Here is a 15,604-nt window from a genome sequence, read left to right as displayed (position 1 = left end):
ACCCAGCTTTATTATCGCAACTGTTAGCCAAACCTTCCCTGGCAAACGCTGCTACCTGCGGACAGGTTGCGCTTGTTCTGTTAAATCCGTCCGCTGGTAGGCGTCGTCGATAGGCGCAATGTTCGAGAGATCCCGACCGCGTGTTTCCGGTAAGAGCGCCAGGGCAACCAATGCGATGAAATACCCCATGAAGCAGAAAAGAGCGATTGAACTCAACAGGCCGAGATATTCAGCGGTTACCCCCACCAGCGCAACGCTCATCGCCCCCATCGACTTGCCAACGTTGTAGGAAAAGCCCATGCACGTCGTTCGAATCCGAGTTGGAAAAAGCTCCGACAACATGGGACCGACACCTGCAAATACGCCATTGATACCCATACCCACCGGCAGCCCCAACAACGTCAACAGCCATGCATTCATTGGCACGAGAAGGTAAACGCCGGTCAGGAATGCGGAGAACAGACAGAACGCCATCATGGTGAACCGACGCCCCAGGGAATCGTTCAGGTAAGCGAAGCATACTTGCCCGATAAAGGAGCCAACGCTCATCATCGTTATCATCATGGCAACAGACGATGCAGGCAAGTGGCGGACCTGGGCCAGCATCGTCGGTAGCCAGACCATGATGGCGTAGCTGCCCCCTTGCAGCCCGGTAATCAGCAATGCGGCGAGAAGACTGGAGCGCCGAACATCCTTGTGAAACGAGGAGCGCCATGTCGCCTCTGCTACCCCGCCCGTCACGGCTTTGGCCTCGCTGAAGATTTTCGGCTCAGGAATATATCGGCGCAACATCAGCACAAACACGGCCGGAATAACACCAATCCAGAACGCCATCCTCCAGGCTATGGACTCCGGGAAATACGCCAAAAGCAAACCGGTAACCATCGCGGCGAGCGCCCATCCAATGGAGAAGCCGCTTTGCACGAGACCTAGCGCTTTTCCTCGATGCGCTGGGTTGATGACTTCAGCCATCAGTGCCGCCCCGACAGCCCATTCCGCACCGAACCCTATCCCCTGCAACGCTCTCACGACCAGCAATTGATGATAAGACTGGGTGAACCCGGCAACGACACTGAAGCCGGTAAACCAGATAATTGCCCACGTTAGGATACGTACCCGCCCATAACGATCGCTCAGAATACCCGCCACCCATCCTCCCAAGGCAGTGGAGAGCAAAGAGGAGGTTACAATCAATCCCGCTTCCGGTTTAGAGAAATGCCACGTTGCCATCAGCACAGGCAGCAGAAACGCCAAAACCTGATTATCAAACGTATCCAGAGTCCAACCGCCGAAGCAGCCCCAAAATGTTCTCCGCTCTATCGGGCTAGCCGCTTTGTACCAGTCAAAAGCCTTCATAATCGATCTCCTCCTCGGATGAGACAGGCTGCGCTTGCCACGCTCGCAGTACTGTCTCAACGGCATTTCCTCAGGGCAGCGCGACGTACAGACACTACTTTCGCGCGACATTCATTTAATTGTTCTTGTCTTTATGAAACGTCACTGCATAGGGCAACCGCACTAATCTCCACCATCGCCCCATAATGGAGTTCACCGCACGGCACCACCGTTCGAGCCGGTGCCGGATCACCGATAAACTGTCGATAAAGCTCATTGACACGCGGCCAGTTATCAATGTTTGAAACATAAATCTGGACGCTCACCAGCGCTCCCACATCGGTCCCTGCCGCGAGGAGCACTTCACGCATATTTGAAAGGGCTTGCAGGACCTGTGCATCAAGTCCTTCTGGAAGGGTGAGAGGGGTGTCGGTTGTCAGCGGTAGTTGACCCGATACGAAAACAAAGCCATTCGCCTTGGTTGCCTGGGCATAGTGCCCCCTCGGCAAAGGAGCTTTCTGAGTGAGGATGTGTTCTATCAAAGCGTTCTCCACCAATAGAAATACAGAGGAATTCCGCTCCGTCGCGCTCGCAGCACTCAAGGTTATCGATGCGCAATGGAATTTTTGTTTTAACGAAATCGATTTCGATAAGAAATCTACCATTGCTTTCTGAAAAGTTCAATCGCAAAAACACAGATTTACGAAAACGTTTTCTGTCTAAAATTCAAACAGCCACCTGATATGGCAAAATTGATTCTAACTCACTGATAACCATATTTTTTTCTTTGAAATAATTCGTAATAACGATGCGTCATCGGCGAAAAGCAAATCACGATATTCGTCTTTTTATGCCGAGAGCCTGTCTTTATTTCGAAAACGTTTATCTTGTGGAGAAACAGCCGCATTCGTCGGTTTCACCCTAACGGAGTCAGGGGTGATAAAATCGTTTTCGATGCATCAATCACGGTTGCTCCAGTAGAGGTGAAATGAACATTCAAGCATTTGCAGCCACGCTCAACCTCTCCATCAGCACTGTTTCGAAGGCGCTCAATGGGCGGGAGGACGTCAGCCCCGCAACCCGTAAGCGCATACTCGAAGCGGCAGCGTCACTCGGCTTTTCTCCGGATCCTTCCGCACGCCGCTTGCGGCGCAAAGCGGCCGACACCATCGCGTTCGTCCTCTCGCCTCCCCAGACATCATTCGCTCACCCCTTCTTTCTGGACATGCTGATGGGCGTGAATGAAGCAATGGACGATACCGGTCATCAGGTTATCGTTGCTTCCGCACGAAGCGTGGAAGCGGAAATGGATCTGTTTAAACGACTGATCAAACGCCAGCGTGTCGACGCCCTGCTCTTCGCACGCACGCGTCGACACGACGAGCGCATCGCCTACCTTCTCGAACAGGACATTCCTTTTGTCGCTTTCGGCAGAAGCGAAACATCCAACAGTTTTCCCTATGTCGATATCGATCATTACGTCGTCGGCCGCTCCGGGTGTGCACGATTCATCGCATTAGGTCATCGCCGGATTGCCCTCGTTCATGCTCCCGAGTACCTGATGTTCAGTCACCTCGAACATGCGGGGTATGTAGAGGCTCTGCGTGCCGCGGGAATCCACTACGATGAAACGCTTTGTGTAGAAGCCGAGATATCTGAAGAAGGCGGGGCGGACGCCGCGCGTCGGCTGCTTACACTCCCAGACCCACCCACGGCCATCGTGTGCGGCCATGACTTGATAGCGCTAGGCGTGTTACGTGGCATTGCCGAAACAGGCAAAGCAGCGGGGCGCGATGTCGGCGTCATTGGTGGCGACAATCATCCAATCGGCCGCTTTGTACAGCCCTCGCTGACGACCTTTTCGGCTGAGACGTATCGTGCGGGTAAGCGAATGGCGCAAATGTTACTTGAGCGACTAGCGGGCAAGCCCCCTCAGGAACTGCAGGAAGTCTGGACACCGGAACTGATCATTCGCGCTTCCGACGGTCCTTACCGTGAGCAAAGTCAGAGCTCTGCGAAGGACAAACTTGTATCGCCTAAGCAATCAGCCTGAGCCACGTCATGCCGGTTGATGAGGGGTATAGCAGAAGAGCGGATACATTTCGTACAGAGCCTAGAAGAACAAGAGGCTCAACACTCACATTGTGCCTCTTGCTTCTACTGACCGACTTGCGGCCCAAGCCGATCTAACCACGCATGGCCATTTGTCGTGCAGTCAGATGGACGCGGTCAACTCAGGTACGATCTCAAACAGATCGCCTACCAGACCGTAGTCAGCCACTGCGAATATCGGTGCCTCTGGATCTTTGTTGATCGCCACAATCACTTTGCTGTCTTTCATACCCGCCAAATGCTGAATCGCCCCCGAAATGCCGATAGCAAAATAAAGATCAGGTGCAACAATCTTCCCCGTTTGTCCCACTTGATAATCGTTCGGGACAAAACCGGCATCCACCGCCGCACGGGAAGCGCCCAGTGCCGCACCTAACTTGTCTGCCAGCGGGCGCAGCATATCCTGGTAATACTCACCATTGCCCAGGCCACGGCCGCCCGAAACGACGATCCGTGCAGCCGTCAACTCCGGACGGTCCATCTTCGCGATCTGTCGGCTTATAAATGTCGACAGGCCCTGGTCCGGTGCGGCTGGTACCTGTTCGATCGGTGCATCTGCGCCCGTGGCTGCGACGGCTTCGAATCCGGTGGTCCGGACCGTCACAACCTTCACGCTATCTTCGGATTGCACCGTAGCGATCAGACCTCCCGCGTAGATCGGACGCTGAAAGGTGTCCGGACTTTCAACCGCGATCACATCACTGATCTGCGCCACGTCCAGCGCTGCAGCAATACGCGGCGCGATATTCTTGCCGAAGGCAGTCGCGGGCGCAAAAATATGGCTGTAATTCCTCGCCAGCTGCATCACGGTAGCTTGAACATTTTCTGACAACTGATCCGCAAGGTGTGCTGCCTGGGCAACCAGAACCCGCCGAATGCCGACGATCTTCGATGCCGCATCGACCGCCTGCTGCACATCGTGCCCAACAATAAGCAAATCGATATCGCCGCCCACCATTTTTGCCGCGCCAAGCGTATTCAGCGTTGCTGGTTTGACTGATGTATTGTCATGTTCGCCAATTACCAGAATAGTCATTTTCTACCCCGCTCTATAGAACGTTAGTTTCATTCAGTTTTTCGATCAACGTCCGGACATCCGGCACCTTGATGCCTGCCGCCCGATTCGCCGGCGCCGCCACGCGCAACGTTTTCAATCGCGGGGTCACGTCCACGCCGAGTATCTGCGGGGTGATGACGTCCAAAGGCTTCTTCTTGGCCTTCATGATGTTAGGCAGGGTGGCATAGCGCGGATCATTGAGTCGCAGGTCCGTCGTTACCACCGCGGGAAGCGTAAGCGAGAGCGTTTCAAGTCCACCATCGATCTCACGGGTCACTTGAAGCTGACCCGCCGCGAGCGAAATTTCTGAAGCGAAAGTTGCCTGCGCAAGCCCGGCTAAGGCAGCGAGCATTTGGCCAGTCTGGTTACTATCGTCGTCAATGGCCTGCTTGCCCAAAATGATCAATTGTGGGGATTCGCGAGCGACGACTGCGTGGAGAAGCTTGGCCACGGCAAGCGGTTGTAATTCAACTGAAGAGTCGACGAGTATTGCCCGATCAGCCCCCATTGCGAGCGCGACCCGCAGTGTCTCCTGGCATTGCGACGGTCCACACGAGACCACCACCACCTCGCTCACCGCGCCGATTTCCTTCAACCGGACAGCTTCCTCCACCGCAATTTCGTCGAATGGATTAATAGACATTTTCACGTTGGCGAGTTCCACACCGCTTCCATCGGCTTTGGGCCGAACTTTCACGTTATAGTCGACAACACGCTTAACTGATACTAGTGCTTTCACTACTCTGCCCTCCGCAAAATAAACAACAAGTTTGCACCTGTGGCCCGAAGACTCCACTTCGAATCAACGATTCGATGTGCGCCAAGTTGCTATCGAAGTTGAACCATCCGCTCAATGAACCATCCACGACTTATTCGTCCCTGAATACATAGAATAAATGCAGTAACTGACACTGACTTTGGATGGGATAACAACAAAGTCCACCTTTTGCCGACTAGGCCGATCCGGTCGCGTGCCAAAAAGCTTCGAAATCCGCGTCGCGTTTTTCAGTAAACGCATCCAGCCCTTCCTGCCATTCGGCGCGTGGAACGTCGCTTACCGAACGCTGCACCCGCGCCCAGTCATATGCCGCATGGGCATGCAGATTGCGCTTCGCGGTCAAAAGTGCGCCAGGAGGTGCCTTGGAAACAATCTCCTGTGCCCATGCAACAGCTCTTTCGACAACAGACTCACGTGGCGCCAGTGCATTGATCAAGCCCCGGGAAAGCCCCTCGGCGCTCCCCACTCGTCTGCCGCTCACAATCAGCTCCAGGGCGACACGCGACCCCACCATCGATTGAAGAAGTGCCAGAGCGGTATTGGGAATGACCCCGCGCGATACTTCCGGCAGGGAGAACCATGCCTCTTCGGCGGCGACGACCAGGTCACACGCAAGCGAGAGTTCAAAACCGCCACCTAACGCCGCTCCTTGTACCGCCGCAATAACGACCCGAGGCTCCTCAACCAGCCGTTTGAACAACAGCGCGGGATCGGTCGCGGGGTCAGCGCGCTCCATCCATCCATCGCGCAAATCGTCGATATTCGCACCGGCGCAAAAGGCCGTGCCACTCGAAGCAATCACAATGGCACGCGCAGCCGCGGCGCCACTTAGCTCAAGCGCGTCGAACACTTCGCCGACAAGCTGGCGGGACAGTGCATTGCGCCGTTCCGGGTCGTTCAGGGTGATGACGGCAATGCCGTCGCGCATCTCGAATAGGATCTTTGTAAAATTTCCAGACATTTTTCACCTCGCCGGTGCAGTAGAGACTGACGCGGAGCTCACGCTCGCCGCCCTCTTAAGCAAATGAGTTCGAATCGCCTCCGAAATCGCTGTCGGCTCGCGACGCTCAACGTCGATGAGCACGCAGACCGCTCGTGCAGACGCGCAACACTGAGAGCCAACGAACAATCCTTGCGCCAGCTCAAATGACGTGCGCCCGACTCTGATGGTGCTAGAACCGATCTCGACAACTCCCGGAAAATAGACCTCGTTCAAAAAGTCAATCGACAGATGTGCTATCACCACGATCTTGCCAGCCATCGACGCTTTTAAGGCTTCGTCGGCTAGGATTTCCATTCGAGCCGCTTCGAATAGCGTCGATATCACCGCGTTGTTCACGTGGTGGAACTGATCGGTATCTGCGTTGCGCAGCTTCTCTTGCGTCCAGAAAGCACACTCTTCACGTGCCAGAGCAGGGTTGGGTCCAGCACGGTTCGATGTTGATACAGCGCCAGTTGACATGTCGCTTACCCCTCTTGCAGATGTACCGTCGCCTCATGCTCGGTGCGCAGATAGAGCGTCTCGGCCATGGGTTGGCGCATCTCCTCCAGCACATGCCCGACCAATCCAACGGCTCGTGCCGCGACCGCCAAACCACGACAGATTTTCCACGGGATACCCATCTCCGAGGCGACAGCCCCCATGGCTCCGGTCACATTCAAGGGAAGCGGACGACCGGCCTGATGTGTTGCTTGCTCGGCGATCGCACTCATCAGTGCAACGTAGGGCCCGTCATACCCGGTTTCTTTCGCAACCTGGAACAACGCGACACTGCGCGGGTCGATCGGCTTGTGAAATGGATGTCCGATACCCGGGATAATTTCCTTGCGCGAACGATAACCCGCAACGATCTCGGCGGCCTTTGCCTGCGGATCCGCTAGGGTGGTATTGGCGGGAATTGTTTCCTGCAACAATTTCGCGGCGTTGTCGAGCGAGCCGACAAACACTGACCCCAGCCCCAGCAGCCCAGCAGCCACCGCCGCCTGAACGGCCTCCGGCGCACCGCAATAGGTAAATCGCGTGGCCAAGGACGAAGGCGTGATTCCATGCTCGACCAGAATGACCATCATTGCGTTGAACATCCGCAACTCACGTTGTTCAGGCAGCCGGCCGAACAGTTGTAAGAAAGTCATCTGCCCAAAATCGATCTTCCCCACTATTTCCTCGCACAGATCAAGCCCGTGAATAACCACTTTTGACGGGGTTGCCCAGGCGATATCCGACCTCACTTGAGACTCTTTCATTATTTAGCTACCTATTGTTGTGATACCGCAATTAAACGGACAGTTCGCTGGCTGCCATCTCGCGTAATTTAGTCTTTAAAATCTTTACGCCATTCGGGCCAGGTTTCTCCGGAAACTCATCTACAAAAACAATACGTTTCGGCACTTTGTAGTTGGCGATCCCTGCCTTGCAGTAAGTAAGCAACTCTGTTTCAGACAACTGCGCGTCGATTGATCTGACGAAAGCCACGGCCACATCGCCCGTGCCTGGCTTTTTCACGGAAACCACCTGTGCACCGATAACACTCTCGTGCTGAATCAGAAACCGCTCGATTTCCGAAGGATCGACCAGATAGCCGCCGAGGCGCATGCCGTCATTGAGCCTTGCCAGGTAAATGAAACCATCGACCGTGCGTCGCACCAGGTCTCCGGTCTTGAACCAACCATCTGGGGTGAACGCGTCGGCAGTTGCGGTATCGTTATTCAAATAACCAGTCATAATGTTGTAACCGGTTATCTGCAATTCACCTTGGTTGCCTTCGGCAACTTCCAGACCACTGTCACTGTCCACAACACGTATGCGAATCTCTGTAGATACCGGTGAGCCGCCACCCAGTGCGCGAACTTGCGGATCGTCATGTGGATAACGTGTCGCCGCAATGGCGAGACACTCCGACATACCATATAGGCCGGTGAGCAACAGATTTAAGTCTTGTTCGGCTTTTTTGCAGATCTTTTGTCCAAGGCCTGCAAACTCGGTGAAACCGCCGCGCCGCCATGAACTGAGCGAATAGTCGGTGGTATCGAAAATTCGCTCAAACAGTCCATCTGAACCGAAACTGTGTGTGACGCCATACCGCTCGATCGCTTGTGCGGCCTCCTCGCCTTTGAACACCGGCATCAAGACACAGGCCGCACCTGCCGCGAGTGCCGCGAGTGCTTGCACAAACCCGAGGACACCATACAACGGCAACGCGCAAAGCATCACATCGCCGGGGCGAACTTCCAGCGCACGCGCGACGTTCAATGCGTGTTTCGCGATACCCATCTGCGTGTGCAGCGCCAGTTTCGGATGCCCAGTGGTTCCCGATGTGCTGAACGTAATCAGTGGTAACTGAGTCGACGCTATTGACTCGAAGGAATTCACTACTGCCTCATAGTTAATAAGGCCAGCATTTATATCAACGCTAAGAATATGCTCAAGGGTTGAGTTGTTCGACTTGAGCGAAGCCGCAGCACCTTGATAGTCATAGTCAAGAAACGCCGTGGCGATCACCAATCCTTTGGCGCGGCTCAGTTCAATTACGTGATTCGCTTCGGCAACCTTGTAACGGGTACTGATCGGTACAACGATCACACCCATTGAAGCCGCTGCGAAAAACAATTGTAACCACGCGGGGCTGTCCGGCAGCCAAACAGCAAGGACGTCACCTGCGGCAAAACCCAGAGATATAAGATAACTTGCCGAACTAGCTGCTCCAGCGCTGAGCTCGGCTCGGCTCAAGGACAACCCGCCGAAATGGCAGGCAGGTAGCCCGGGATGATGCGCCAACAGCTCTGTAAACGCCTGAATCGGCAAATCGGTAGTGGAGATAGTGTCGTGAGCGAACGGGCTCAAAGTTCTCGGCAAGACCGGCTCAATCACAGCAGAAGTCTTTTTCAACATGATGGCCTTCCACAGAGTCTTATACGCAAAGCGCATATCGCGCAATTTGCAGGCGTTGCATTTCCGAGGTTCCTTCGCCGATACGGAAAGCCCGTGCGTCACGATAAAAACGCTCGATCGGAAGCTCGCACATGTAGCCCATGCCACCGAATATCTGTAAGGCGCGGTCCGCGACACGGCAGCCCATTTCGCTCGCATACAACTTAGCCCGAGCGGTCGCGATCCTGGCCTGAGGCACATCGGCCTCCACCAGCTCCGCGGCCCGTTGAATAAGCAATCGTGCCGCTTCGATCTCGACATCGTTGTCCGCGATCATCAATTGGATCGCTTGATGATTGGCAATCGCGGTGCCGGAAGCCGTGCGTTCATTTGCATACTCGCAAGACATGGCGTGGGCGCGCGCCGCAAGGCTGGTCGAGCGGCATGCGGAAAGAATCCGGTCGTGGTTGATCGACTCCATCATGACCAAGAAGCCATCCCCCGGCTCGCCGAGCACATCGGCATCCGGCACAAAACAATCTTCCAACGAGAAGCCGTTGAGATGGTAACCACGCCAGCCCATTTTCTTGTATCGAGTCATGCCGACAACGCCTGGGTTGCGTCTCTCGACAATAAACGTCGTTAACTTGCTCTTGAGGGAAGCTTCGGGATCGGTGACGGCAAGGACGATGATGTAATCCGAGGTTTCCGCATGCGAAATAAAGTGTTTGCTGCCGGTGAGCAACCAGCCCCCCTCGGTCTTGGTGGCACGCGTGCGCAGATTGCTCAAATCGGAGCCGGCGTTCGGTTCGGTCAAAGCGTAGGTCAGGATCTTTTTACCCGACAGCAGATCGGGAAGAAGTCGATCCTGCTGTTGTGCGTTGCATCGCCCAAGCGACAGTGGGAGATGACCAAATACCTCGCTTAACGGCACAGACGTGTAAGTCATCTCCTCCAAGATCGCCAGCTTGGCGGCAGCGTTAAGACCTGGACCACCAATCGACTCAGGAAGGTTGAAGCCATACAGCCCCAGCGCCGCGACTTCAGAGCGCAACTGAGCGAGCAATGCTTCGTCGACGTCGTCGGCGATCTCGATTGCCTCCTCCAGCGGCACTAAGCGCGAGCGCACGAAACGGCGTGTCGTTGCGCGGAGCATTTCGATGTCTTCACTGTCCATTATTATTCTCCGAGGTGTTTTGACGAAAACGATTTCGGATGAATATAGATATGCATTACTGGAATTGCAAGAGCATAGATCCATAATTTCGAAAACGTTTTCGATTTATCATGAACACCACGTGTCCAAGCGCCCGCGTGACGATAAAATCAGTCGTTGACAGTGATCAGCGGCAAGCCGTGGGAAGAACGCAGAATCAGCTCCGGCGTCCAGACTTCCTGCAGTTGCTCGGGCGACTGACCATTCATCAGCGCCAGCAGTAGTTCGACCATGCGCTGCCCGGCGGCAACGGTCGGTGCGGAAAAAGTGGTCAGCGGGGGGGTCAGGTAGGGGCCGAGCGGATGATCGTCACAGCCGATGATTCCGATGTCATGCCCTGGACGCCGGCCGGTTTCGAGAACCGCCTGGATCGCCCCAGCAGCCATCAGATCGTGCCCGCACATGATCGCCGTCGGTGGGTTGTTCAGCGCCAGCAATTGACGTGCACCGCTCATCCCCCCCTCTTTACTCATAGGTGCCTCAACCACCAACGCAGGATCGAAGGGAATCCGCGCAGCCTCGAGTGCCGCGCGACAACCGTCTTGCAAATGTCGGCTCATCATCAACTCCGCCGGCGGGCTCAGCAGGCCGATTCGTTGATGCCCCATGGCAATAAAGCGCGCGGTACCATCGCGCCCGGCAATCGTGCGATCAATGTCCACGTAGGGAAAAGGCTCGCCCGTTTCACTTCTGCCCAAGGTGGCAAAGGGCACCTTGCGCTCTTGAAGGTAGCGGATTCGCGGGTCGTCGCAGCAAGTCCTGCCGAACATCACCGCATCGACACGATGACGTTCGACCAGACGGCGAAAACTTTCAAGTTCACCCTCAGGGGTTCGCCCAGAGACGATGACCAACTGAAACGGCGTCTTCTCCAAAGCCTGATCGATGCCCATGAGCAGGTCGAGAAAGAATGGATGAGCGAAATGAGTTTGCGGCGGCGACAACACGAAGCCAATCGTCTCGGACGTCTGCGTGCGCAATCGTCGACCGGCCGGGTCGACCACAAAACCAAACTTCTGGGCCGCTTCAAGCACCCGTTTGCGCGTAGCCTCCCCCACGTCCGGGCGGTTGTTGAGGGCTTTTGAAACAGTGGATACCGCTATCCCCAGATGACGGGCAAGCCCTGCAATGTTGATTCGCTGTTCCAATGGAAGCTCCGCCGTGGTTCCGCATTTTTGCGAAGGGTTACTCTACCATCGCTGTGCATGGCGTAGTCGATGGCTGACCCGAAGCGAGCACAAGCCAACGGTCAACGCGCGGTCTCTGGTTCCGGCATCAGCCACATGAACATTGGATTTTTTAAGCGACCAATTCGCGGGGTGGATAGTCTTTGGTTGCTCTTGCATCGCTCGCCTGGATGGGAGAAATTTCATGGACGAGCGCCTCGACCGGCATGTCCGGGTCTTTCTGGGCGACTGTCCAGCAGATGTCGCTGATGCCATCCAAGGATGGCTGGCCGAGCGTGTTAGCGAGCCTGATCTCGAACTGGATAAGCACCTCGGTTTTCTCAAGAGTGCGGAGGAAATGCTGTTAAGCCACAATGCACAGCACCGGATGGGTACACATAACTTTTCAAAAAGGAGGCGGCATTGCCCACAAACATCATTACTCGCGGTGGCCACGACACCCTTAAGGCAGAGCTCGATCACTTGTGGCGAGTCTACCGACCCGAGATCACCCAAAAAGTAACATGGGCGGCATCCCTCGGCGACCGAAGTGAAAACGCGGATTACCAGTACAACAAAAAGCTGCTACGCGAAATAGATCGAAGGGTCAGGTATCTGCGCAAGCGATTGGAAGATGTCAGAGTCGTCGATTACTCCCCCGAGCAGGAGGGAAAGGTGTTTTTCGGCGCCTGGGTTGAAGTAGAAAATGACGATGGCGAGATCAAGAAATTCCGGATCGTAGGCTACGACGAAATCTACGGGCGCAACGACTACATCTCGATAGACTCGCCCATGGCCCGAGCCCTGCTGAAGAAAGAACGAGGTGATGAGGTCGTGGTACAAACACCCAACGGTGCGGCTACCTGGTACGTCAGCAGCGTTACTTATGAGAACTCGCCCGATATAGCTGGCACCCCGCTTCCCACAAACACTTGAAATCATCGGCTCATTCGCCAGACCTTGAACGGCAGCAACGCCTGGTCGGCCACCTGCCGGTCGGTCTCCGTCGCCGCGATCTGATGAGCATTCTCGTCTGAATGGGCATCGGCAATCATTATGCCACTATCATTGGCGCAATCAGAGAATTGCATAAATGCAGGCCTGGACCACTTAATCTGGTGCTTAAATATAGCTGCGCAGACTAGTGGTCGGTACGGTTAGTTTGTTAGCTCAAGTTCCGATGCCACACGTCAATGACCAAAGCGTCGTGACGAGTCATAGCCAGCTATGACGAGGAATAACAACGCAAGCCAGGAGCTGGTATCGCCGAAATTGACTAATAGAACTCACTATACAGGACACTAGGTGAAAGGTCCGATCCTAATGGTTGTCGTGCCTTTCGATCTCGGTTTGTCGACGCGTGTTTTGCCCAAAAAAATTAACAAAAAATAAGGGATTTCTTAATGAGCCTTACCCGAAGAGATTTTTCGAAAATTTTAGGTGCGAGTGCGATTGCGAGCGTTGCCAGTCCTCTAATGCTTAACAGCTCATTCGCAATGTCAAACCCCAAAAATAATAATCCTGAGATAAAGCGTGGAATATACCTAATAAAAAATGCAGCTATAATTACAGTTGATCCGCATATCGGAACCTTACCCATGGCGGATATTATAATAAGAAATGGTATTATCGATCGTATTGGAAAAAACCTTAGTGACGTGGACGCAGAAATTATCGATGCGACCAATATGATTGTTATGCCTGGTTTTGTGAATGCGCATTATCATATGTGGAGCGCGATCGGAAGAAGTTTCACAGCCAAGAAAGAAGGATTCTCTTACTATCCAGCAAAATTTGCAACGTCCGCACTTTATACGCCAGACGATTTTTATAATAGTGTTATGCTGGCATCTGCTGAGCTCGTAAATGGAGGAACAACTACCGTCCATAATTGGTCACACAACACGCGATCGCCAGAACACGCGGACGCGGAGCTGCGTGCACACCAAGAATCCTTTATGCGTGCACGGTATTCATATGGTCATGTCGATCGACTGGCAGCGGATAAAATAAACCCTTACAATGATATAGATAGAGTTCAGCGGCAATGGTTTGGAATAAATGATAAATTTGAAGGAATGGTACACTTAGGATTGAATTTACGAGGCACATTGCAAAGTGACGAAGCGACATTTTACAAGGAAATGGAGTACGCAAAAAAAGTACGATTACCGGTTGCTATTCATGCGCCACAAGAGGGACCTAACAGTGCTGATGCGGTAGAGTACGAAAAGCGCCAATATCTCGGGCCAGACTTCCTAATCGCACACTACATATCCGCGAGAGATGAAGACCTTGCGGCCATGGCCAGAACCAAAACCCCAATTACAATAGCTACCCACTCCGAGCTCAGATTGAGTAGTACCGGTGACGCGCGAGCCGTAATAATGAAAATGCGAGAGTCAGGTCTCTGCATATCCCTTTCTTCCGATGCAACATCTATCGCACCGCCTGACATGTTCGAAATGATGCGCTTTACATGGAATCTGGGGGTTCCCTGGACACATACGCCAAGCGCAAATTTCAGTCCAATTGGCATACCGGAAGTCATTAAAATGGCGACACTCAATGGTGCCATCGCATTAGGACTGGGCGAAATAACAGGCTCTATAAGCGAGGGAAAAAGAGCCGACATTATCATGATCCGAGCTGATGATTTAAATATCGCTCCCGTAAGCGATATCGAAACCGCAGTAGTGCAAAGCGCTACCAGCAACAACGTTGATACAGTTTTTATTGATGGAAAGATAATTAAGCGTAGTGGACGGCTAATTGCCTATAATGAGACGAGTATAATCGCTAAAGCGCAGAGTTCGGCAAAAAGAATACATGCCGCTGCCGGTGATCTACTAGAGCCTTAGCTTTAAATCGAGTTGTTCTTGTTTCGCAGAGGTTTTTTGGCTCACGCCATGGATGATAAAAACGCTATGCTATACATTCAAAAATGCTCTAATATCTAAATCCATATACATTATGGATGTGGAGTGGGATGAGTAGCTTATCGCACAGATTGGGCTGGAATGACCTGAAGCTCGTCATGGCGGTCGCCGAGACAGGGAGTTTATCCGGGGCCGCAACGAGGCTATGTGTCAATGCATCAACAGTATTTCGGCGCCTACGGCAGCTTGAGACTCAGCTTTCTACTCCTCTATTTCAACGCCACAGAACACGCTATGAACTAACCGCAGCCGGCATAGCAGTCGTTGAGCTCGCCCATCGGATTGATGAGGACATCGATAGCGTAGTGCAAAGCCTGTCGGAGGATAATACTCAACCTACTGGCGAGCTTCGGTTGACTACGAATGACACATTGCTGTTTCATGTGTTAATGCCAATGTTAATAGCATTCAAGAAACAGCAGCCAAAAATCAGAATAAAGATAACCATCGATAACAACGCATTAAATTTGGCGACATCCGATTCTGACGTGGCATTACGTGCGACAGATGCACCACCAGAGAATCTTGCCGGCCGATGCCTAGGAAGGACTAATTGGGATCTATACGGTCGATCAATGGACTACACTAATCGCATCCTGCCTCGGGGAGCAGAAATACTTCAGTGCGATTGGGTCACTTTATGTGACAATCTTTCGTCATTATCCCCAGCTAAATTTATAAAAAAAAATATTCCAACAGAACGAGTAGTTTTTTCTGTAAACTCTGTATTGTCACTTGCTGATGCTATTGAGGCAGGCTTTGGAATTGGCTACCTTCCGTGCTTCGTTGGAGATGCGAGGGACTCGTTAGTGAAGCTTGAAGGTCCATTATTAAATTTTGGACATGATCTTTGGTTTCTCTTCCATCCTCATATGCGAAGGTCGGCTATAGTGCGGGAATTTATTAATTTTGCCACTAGAGAGCTCAAGATATACTGAAATCTTTTAGTTCGCCACCCTGCTATCGTCCAGCGAAGATAACCGTTGTAAAATTTCCTGGTGACGGAAGAGTGCTTCCTTTCACAACAACGTCTCTTGAATAACCGCCATCATAAAAATTTATATTTATATATTTTTGTCGGACGCAAAGCCCAATCACTTTAAACCTGCCAATAGATCTATGCTTAAATCCAA

15 protein-coding genes are annotated in these 15,604 nt (G+C 53.1%); 4 read left to right on the top strand and 11 right to left on the bottom strand.

All coding sequences use genetic code 11. The features are described from left to right. Positions 1–51 precede the first annotated feature (51 nt). Positions 52–1,356, bottom strand: coding sequence for an MFS transporter (locus BMX68_RS02200; protein WP_017134266.1), 1,305 nt, complete (start codon positions 1,354–1,356; stop codon positions 52–54). Positions 1,357–1,487: 131 nt separating this feature from the next. Further along, positions 1,488–2,000 (bottom strand): RidA family protein, encoded by a 513-nt coding sequence (locus tag BMX68_RS02195; RefSeq protein ID WP_017134267.1) that lies wholly within the window; start codon positions 1,998–2,000, stop codon positions 1,488–1,490. A 323-nt stretch (positions 2,001–2,323) separates the two neighbouring features. On the opposite strand from BMX68_RS02195, the gene BMX68_RS02190 reads away from it, so the two are divergent. Beyond that, complete coding sequence (locus tag BMX68_RS02190; RefSeq protein ID WP_017134268.1) at positions 2,324–3,388, top strand: LacI family DNA-binding transcriptional regulator; 1,065 nt, start codon at positions 2,324–2,326, stop codon at positions 3,386–3,388. 162 nt (positions 3,389–3,550) lie between these two features. Here the strand turns inward: BMX68_RS02190 and BMX68_RS02185 are convergent, their stop codons facing one another. The 9 genes from BMX68_RS02185 to BMX68_RS02145 form a co-directional block, all read right to left on the bottom strand. Then, entirely contained in the window at positions 3,551–4,483 is a 933-nt protein-coding gene (locus BMX68_RS02185; protein WP_026013445.1) for an electron transfer flavoprotein subunit alpha/FixB family protein, read from the bottom strand. 13 nt (positions 4,484–4,496) lie between these two features. Continuing rightward, on the bottom strand, positions 4,497–5,243 hold the full coding sequence (locus tag BMX68_RS02180) for an electron transfer flavoprotein subunit beta/FixA family protein (RefSeq protein WP_026013446.1): 747 nt from the start codon (positions 5,241–5,243) through the stop codon (positions 4,497–4,499). A gap of 214 nt (positions 5,244–5,457) precedes the next feature. Beyond that, positions 5,458–6,243: an enoyl-CoA hydratase/isomerase family protein gene (locus BMX68_RS02175; protein WP_143063221.1), complete on the bottom strand. Its 786-nt coding sequence runs from the start codon at positions 6,241–6,243 to the stop codon at positions 5,458–5,460. 3 nt (positions 6,244–6,246) lie between these two features. Next, the gene (locus BMX68_RS02170) at positions 6,247–6,744 is read right to left on the bottom strand and encodes an acyl-CoA thioesterase (RefSeq protein WP_017134272.1); all 498 of its coding nucleotides are present in this window, start codon (positions 6,742–6,744) and stop codon (positions 6,247–6,249) included. Positions 6,745–6,749: 5 nt separating this feature from the next. Continuing rightward, complete coding sequence (locus tag BMX68_RS02165) at positions 6,750–7,526, bottom strand: citryl-CoA lyase (protein ID WP_060783865.1); 777 nt, start codon at positions 7,524–7,526, stop codon at positions 6,750–6,752. A 31-nt stretch (positions 7,527–7,557) separates the two neighbouring features. Beyond that, on the bottom strand, positions 7,558–9,171 hold the full coding sequence (locus BMX68_RS02160; protein WP_143063220.1) for an AMP-binding protein: 1,614 nt from the start codon (positions 9,169–9,171) through the stop codon (positions 7,558–7,560). A 19-nt stretch (positions 9,172–9,190) separates the two neighbouring features. Next, positions 9,191–10,327, bottom strand: a complete 1,137-nt coding sequence (locus BMX68_RS02155; RefSeq protein ID WP_017134274.1) for an acyl-CoA dehydrogenase family protein — start codon at positions 10,325–10,327, stop codon at positions 9,191–9,193. A 149-nt stretch (positions 10,328–10,476) separates the two neighbouring features. Then, complete coding sequence (locus tag BMX68_RS02150; RefSeq protein ID WP_208599919.1) at positions 10,477–11,514, bottom strand: LacI family DNA-binding transcriptional regulator; 1,038 nt, start codon at positions 11,512–11,514, stop codon at positions 10,477–10,479. A gap of 151 nt (positions 11,515–11,665) precedes the next feature. Next, positions 11,666–11,863, bottom strand: a complete 198-nt coding sequence (locus BMX68_RS02145; RefSeq protein WP_017134276.1) for a hypothetical protein — start codon at positions 11,861–11,863, stop codon at positions 11,666–11,668. Between the two features lie 92 nt (positions 11,864–11,955). Between BMX68_RS02145 and greB the strand changes: the two genes are divergently transcribed. The 3 genes from greB to BMX68_RS02130 all read left to right on the top strand — a co-directional run bounded on the left by greB (position 11,956) and on the right by BMX68_RS02130 (position 15,409). Beyond that, on the top strand, positions 11,956–12,468 hold the full coding sequence (greB, locus tag BMX68_RS02140; RefSeq protein ID WP_017134277.1) for a transcription elongation factor GreB: 513 nt from the start codon (positions 11,956–11,958) through the stop codon (positions 12,466–12,468). A 467-nt stretch (positions 12,469–12,935) separates the two neighbouring features. Beyond that, complete coding sequence (locus BMX68_RS02135) at positions 12,936–14,393, top strand: amidohydrolase family protein (RefSeq protein WP_026013448.1); 1,458 nt, start codon at positions 12,936–12,938, stop codon at positions 14,391–14,393. A 128-nt stretch (positions 14,394–14,521) separates the two neighbouring features. After that, positions 14,522–15,409 carry a LysR family transcriptional regulator gene (locus tag BMX68_RS02130; RefSeq protein ID WP_074861817.1) on the top strand — a complete coding sequence of 296 codons (888 nt, stop codon included), beginning with the start codon at positions 14,522–14,524 and terminating at the stop codon, positions 15,407–15,409. The last annotated feature ends 195 nt before the right edge of the window (positions 15,410–15,604 follow it).

It is taken from the genome of Pseudomonas agarici (assembly GCF_900109755.1).
Lineage (GTDB): Bacteria > Pseudomonadota > Gammaproteobacteria > Pseudomonadales > Pseudomonadaceae > Aquipseudomonas > Aquipseudomonas agarici.
The sequence above is the reverse complement of the archived record's forward strand: the minus strand, read 5'-3'. Positions and strand labels throughout refer to the sequence as shown.